8 protein-coding genes are annotated in these 4,399 nt (G+C 40.9%); 6 read left to right on the top strand and 2 right to left on the bottom strand.

Annotated elements, in window-relative coordinates; translation table 11 throughout:
• A partial coding sequence (locus BGI33_RS11320; RefSeq protein WP_100091294.1) for an SMI1/KNR4 family protein occupies window positions 1–394 on the top strand: 394 nt, incomplete at its 5' end.
• Between the two features lie 86 nt (window positions 395–480).
• Here the strand turns inward: BGI33_RS11320 and BGI33_RS13595 are convergent.
• Entirely contained in the window at window positions 481–735 is a 255-nt protein-coding gene (locus BGI33_RS13595) for a hypothetical protein (protein WP_100090928.1), read from the bottom strand.
• 39 nt (window positions 736–774) lie between these two features.
• Here BGI33_RS13595 and BGI33_RS11325 point away from each other — a divergent pair, with 39 nt between their 5' ends.
• Together BGI33_RS11325 and BGI33_RS11330 are read left to right on the top strand one after the other, a co-directional pair.
• Complete coding sequence (locus tag BGI33_RS11325; protein WP_218965197.1) at window positions 775–1,584, top strand: RHS repeat-associated core domain-containing protein; 810 nt, start codon at window positions 775–777, stop codon at window positions 1,582–1,584.
• Window positions 1,584–2,063, top strand: a complete 480-nt coding sequence (locus BGI33_RS11330; protein WP_100089892.1) for an immunity 26/phosphotriesterase HocA family protein — start codon at window positions 1,584–1,586, stop codon at window positions 2,061–2,063. Before BGI33_RS11325 ends, BGI33_RS11330 begins: the two co-directional genes overlap by 1 nt.
• A gap of 157 nt (window positions 2,064–2,220) precedes the next feature.
• Here BGI33_RS11330 and BGI33_RS13600 read toward each other — a convergent pair whose 3' ends face one another.
• Window positions 2,221–2,370: a hypothetical protein gene (locus BGI33_RS13600; RefSeq protein ID WP_180296981.1), complete on the bottom strand. Its 150-nt coding sequence runs from the start codon at window positions 2,368–2,370 to the stop codon at window positions 2,221–2,223.
• 39 nt (window positions 2,371–2,409) lie between these two features.
• On the opposite strand from BGI33_RS13600, the gene BGI33_RS11335 reads away from it, so the two are divergent.
• From BGI33_RS11335 to BGI33_RS11345, 3 genes are all read left to right on the top strand, one after another.
• Complete coding sequence (locus tag BGI33_RS11335; protein ID WP_218965198.1) at window positions 2,410–3,156, top strand: RHS repeat domain-containing protein; 747 nt, start codon at window positions 2,410–2,412, stop codon at window positions 3,154–3,156.
• Between the two features lie 14 nt (window positions 3,157–3,170).
• A complete protein-coding gene (locus BGI33_RS11340) occupies window positions 3,171–3,485 on the top strand; it encodes a hypothetical protein (protein WP_100091297.1) in 315 nt (104 codons plus the stop codon).
• 77 nt (window positions 3,486–3,562) lie between these two features.
• On the top strand, window positions 3,563–4,399 hold the full coding sequence (locus tag BGI33_RS11345) for an RHS repeat domain-containing protein (RefSeq protein WP_100091298.1): 837 nt from the start codon (window positions 3,563–3,565) through the stop codon (window positions 4,397–4,399).

Raw genomic sequence — 4,399 nt, forward strand, 5'->3', positions numbered from 1 at the left:
ATATTGGCTTGGAGCTTGTGATGAATCACAAATTAACATACTTGAAAATAAGCTAAATTTGTCGTTACCAAATGAATTAAAAGAATTTATTTTATTGGTTGGTGGCGGAGGTGTTGTTGGTGAAGAAATATCAGGCATAGTTGATAATGATGCCTTGGCTGAGTCTGGAGGAGCTATCTATTATGATACTTGTCAGTGTCGAAATGAATACTCGTTACCACCAGATATGGCAGTTATTTATTTTAAAGATGATGATGTATGTTGGTGTGTTGATTGTAGGAAAAATACTTATGGACAAATAGTTAATTATGATCTTTTCTCAAGAAAAATATCAAACGTTATTGCACCGTCATTCAGATTTTTTTTTGAAGAATATGTAAACTTACGGACGTAAATTAAGGCTGCCGCAACCAGAGATACTGGGAAACCCTGCAATACGATGCCGCCGCCAACCTGTTAGATCACAGACGGCCAATAGAATTAGACCCTAATAACCAAAATGTCATCCGCTGTAACCAGCTCCTGCATTTCAGAGGACACCGCTACCGCTACGACGAGCACGGCAGAACCCAGACCAAACAGACCATCGGCGCCACCCAGCACTATCATTACGATGCCGAACACCGTCTGAGCGAAGTACGTATCGAACAAACAGGCCGCAGCCAGCGTTACGGCTACGTCTACGATGCACTTGGCAGACGTATCGAAAAACATCAGATAGACCGCGAAGGCCAACCCTACAACCGTACCCGCTTCCTGTGGGACGGGTTAAGAATGATTCAGGAAACCGGCCCGAATCACCCTACCAGCCTGTATATCTATACCGACCAGAACAGCTACGAACCACTGGCGCGGATAGATAAACGAGGTAATGACCCAGAAAGGGTAATGTACTTCCACACCGACCTGAACGGCTGTCCGGAAGAGCTTACCGATGCCAACGGCGAATTACTGTGGGAATGCAGCTTTCAGTTATGGGGAAAACGGATTCATGAAATCGAACACGAATCAATAGAGCAAAACCTCAGATATCAGGGACAATATTTAGACAGAGAAACCGGCTTACATTACAATACTTTCAGGTATTACGATCCGGATATAGGTAGATTTACTCAGCCAGACCCGATTGGGTTGCTGGGTGGCTTGAATCTGTATCAGTATGCACCTAATGGGTTGACTTGGGTGGATCCGTTAGGATTAACGTCCGTTAATGCTGAGGGATATCATGTTTATGGACTATATGACCCTGGCGCAACAAAGCCTTATTACATTGGTATTACCAATAATGTTGAAAGAAGAAGAAATGAACATCGAGATACGGGAAGATTAACGTCAGGAAGAATGGAAGTACTAGAAAAAAATGTAACCTATGGTCAGGCCAGAGGGTACGAACAATACTATATTGAAATACACGAAACCAGAACCGGTACCATAGGTGAGGAAATTTCTTCTACAAATAGAGGAAATAAATATAACTCATTTGACCATAATCGCACTGATGACAGAGCTAAGGCATTCAAAGAAGCTTATCATAGTAAGAAAGGCAATAGTATGAATGGTCGTATAGGAAAAGGAAAATGCTGATGAGTGATTTCAAACTATGGGGTTGGGATAAAAAACCACGCACCATGCTACGGTTTATCAAGGCAGGAGACATATTCTGCTTTAAGCTGGATGAACAGAGATATTGTTTTGGCAGAATTATTATCAAAATTTTTATTGGTCATGTTGCCGAGCTGTTTGATAACATTTCTAATTCTCCTGATATATCTGAGGCAGAAATCAAACAAGCCCGGCGATTGATTGAACCAGTGATATTAGACAGCTACTCATTATTTGATAGGAAATCAGAAGGTGAGTGGAGAATAATCGGGCATCAACAAAACTATGTGCCTACCGATATGAATGGCGTATATTTCACCTATGGAGAAGAACCGTGGTGTAAAAAAATGGATATTTGGGAAAATGAAATTCCTATATCTGGAAAAGAAGCCGAATCCCTACCTCGTGTAGCGCCATTGGGTGACTATAATATTAGAAAAGAATTATTAAAGGATATCTGAAACCATGCTGGGAAGAGTATGATACTTTTTCCAGCTTTTATTTATTTCAGGAGTAGTACTTGTGCTATACCCTGAAACCAGCACAATAATGCTCAGATTAAATAAAAATCGCCCTGGATTTATACGCTAACTGGTCAGCCGTACTCAGATTAAAGAACTACTGGACACCCAGCACTACCACTACGACGCCGAACACCGCCTGAGCGAAGTACGCATTGAGCAAACAGGCCGCAGCCAGCGTTACGGCTATGTCTACGATGCACTTGGCCGACGTATCGAAAAACATCAGATAGACCGCGAAGGCCAACCCTACAACCGTACCCGCTTCCTGTGGGACGGGTTAAGAATGATTCAGGAAACTGGTCCGAATCATCCCACCAGCCTGTATATCTACACAGACCAGAACAGCTACGAACCACTGACACGTATAGACACAGACGGCAACCAAGAACAACATATCCGCTATTTCCACACCGACCTGAACGGCTGTCCGGAAGAGTTAACCGATGCAAACGGTAAGATACTGTGGGAATGCAGCTTTCAGCTGTGGGGAAAACGGATTCATGAAATTGAGCACGAATCAGTAGAGCAAAACCTCAGATATCAGGGACAATATTTAGACAGGGAAACCGGCTTACATTACAATACTTTCAGGTACTATGATCCGGATATAGGTAGATTTACTCAGCCTGATCCGATTGGGCTACTGGGTGGCTTGAATCTGTATCAGTATGCGCCTAATGGGTTGACTTGGGTCGATCCGTGGGGATTAAATTGCGATAATGCTAAATGGACTAAAAAGGGATGGAAACATGTATTTGAGCGACATTTTAGAAAGCAAGGATCGCGTTGGAGTCATAAGAGTAAGTTTAATGTTGGTAATGAACAAGACCTAAAGAAAATTATTGATAAAACCATTAAAAAAGGCAAGACCGAGCTACAGCGCAACGGTAAGACTGCTTTTGAATATGATTTTGGTAAGCCAATAGGTTCTAGAACCAACCTTCAAACAGGTATTGTTGAATATCAAAATAAGGTTTTAGTGATTGTTAATAAGCATGGTGAAATTGTGACAGCATTCCCATCAAATTAGAACATGAGGTATTTATGGCTTTGGATTTTATGGCATCAAATAATCAAAAGAAAATAGATGAAAACACACCGGTATTTTCACTTGGGAAGTCTGATTATGATAAACTTTTCAGTAACGCGAAACCATTAAATCAGTACCCAATAATAAAAAAATTTGATGATTACTATGCTGATACTACTATTTTATATGGAGAAATTCAGCCCTTAATAAAGGAATTAGAAAGTCTTATTAAAACAAAAAAGTTACAGCTTGAATCAATTATTCATTTTATTGATTTTCTGGAAAAATCATTTAATAATGGTTTAAATATATATATATACTGTGACTAGGCAGCTTGATTAATACCCCAAAGTCAAAATAAAGCAAGCCCTACAACCGTACCCGCTTCCTGTGGGACGGGTTAAGAATGATTCAGGAAACTGGTCCGAATCATCCCACCAGCCTGTATATCTACACAGACCAGAACAGCTACGAACCACTGGCACGTATAGACACAGACGGCAACCATGAACAACATATCCGCTACTTCCACACCGACCTGAACGGCTGTCCAGAAGAGCTCACCGATGCAAACGGTAAAATACTGTGGGAATGTAGCTTTCAGCTCTGGGGTAAACGGATTCATGAAATCGAACACGAACCCATAGAGCAAAACCTCAGATATCAGGGACAATATTTAGACAGAGAAACCGGCTTACATTACAATACCTTCAGGTATTATGATCCGGATATAGGACGCTTTACCCAGCCAGACCCGATTGGTTTAGCCGGTGGCTTGAATCTGTATCAGTATGCGCCTAATGGGTTGACTTGGGTGGATCCGTGGGGGTTAAGTAGTTTAAATAGAGTTCAACAACAAATTGACGATATTCTTAGAGAACACTTGCCAGCAATACAAGCAATTGATCCTAATGCCGAAATAGGTTATAGAGGAAGTGCTGCTAGTGGTATTAGTAAAGCTCATGACCCTAGTATATCCAGACCCATAGATTTAAATAATTTCGATGTAGATGCTTTTATTCGATCAGATTATTTAGCTCATGATCCGGTATATACAAACAGACGTCGTGATGCTTCAGAAATTAAAGGTATGAAGGAAATAGAAGCATCTATAGACCGTAAATTACGTTTAATTTTTCCGGGGCTAAAAAAAGAACCCTTTGGTTTTAGAATTTTTAAAACTCACGAGTTAATGGAATTTGCTCGAAAGGGTGACATTCAGCGCAAAATTGGCTGTAAATAA

Source organism: Snodgrassella alvi, assembly GCF_002777425.1.
GTDB lineage: Bacteria > Pseudomonadota > Gammaproteobacteria > Burkholderiales > Neisseriaceae > Snodgrassella > Snodgrassella alvi_B.